The sequence below is a fragment of the Arhodomonas sp. KWT genome (assembly GCF_010993615.1).
This window is the reverse complement of sequence record NZ_WNXE01000798.1, coordinates 1-766: the sequence shown is the minus strand read 5'-3', so window position 1 is coordinate 766 and position 766 is coordinate 1. Positions and strand designations below refer to the sequence as shown.

Below are 766 nucleotides of genomic sequence, written 5' to 3'. Positions count from 1 at the left end.
ACGAGCACCGGGGCGACCCGGGCGGTGGAGCGGGTGCTGCCGGCGCTCGCCGGCCGGCTGGACGGTTACGCCGTGCGCGTGCCGACGATCAACGTCTCGATGGTGGATTTCACCTTCTTCGCCGCGCAGGAAACGGACGTGGATGCCGTCAACCGGGTGCTCCGCGACGCCGCCGAGGGGGCGCTCGCGGGCGTGCTGGGCGTGAGCGACGAGCCGCTGGTGTCCTCCGACTTCATGCACGACCCCCGTTCGGCCATCGTGGACACGGCGCTCACGCGGGTCACGGGCGGGCGGCTGGTCAAGGTCTGTGCCTGGTACGACAACGAATGGGGCTTCGCCAACCGGATGCTCGACGTCGCGGAGCTGATGGCGGGGCGCTAGCTTACGACCCGCGCCGGGCGAGGCGCGGATGCCGACATGAATCCGGACAGGGAGTAGCAAGCATGGCCGCGGTCAAGCGAATGGAGGATCTCGAGCTCGCCGGCCGGCGCGTGCTCATTCGCGAGGACCTCAACGTCCCCGTACGGGACGGCGTGGTCACCGACGACACCCGCATCCGTGCCTCGCTGCCCACCATGGAGGGGGCGCTGGCCGCCGGGGCGCGGGTGATGGTGGTCAGCCATCGCGGCCGTCCCACGGAGGGCGTGTTCAGCGAGGCGGATTCCATGGCCCCGGTGGCCGCGCGGCTCGGCGAGCTGCTGGGCCGGCCGGTGCGCGTGGAGCGGGACTGGATCGACGGTGTCGAGGTCGACCCCGGCGAGCTCGT

1 protein-coding gene and 1 pseudogene are annotated in these 766 nt (G+C 71.8%); both read left to right on the top strand.

Annotated features, from left to right (window positions below; all coding sequences use genetic code 11):
- Positions 1-381 (top strand): annotated as a pseudogene (locus tag G7A99_RS22485) (erythrose-4-phosphate dehydrogenase); the annotation flags it as partial.
- Between the two features lie 62 nt (positions 382-443).
- On the top strand, positions 444-766 hold a 323-nt coding region (pgk, locus tag G7A99_RS22480; protein WP_163144239.1), incomplete at its 3' end, for a phosphoglycerate kinase.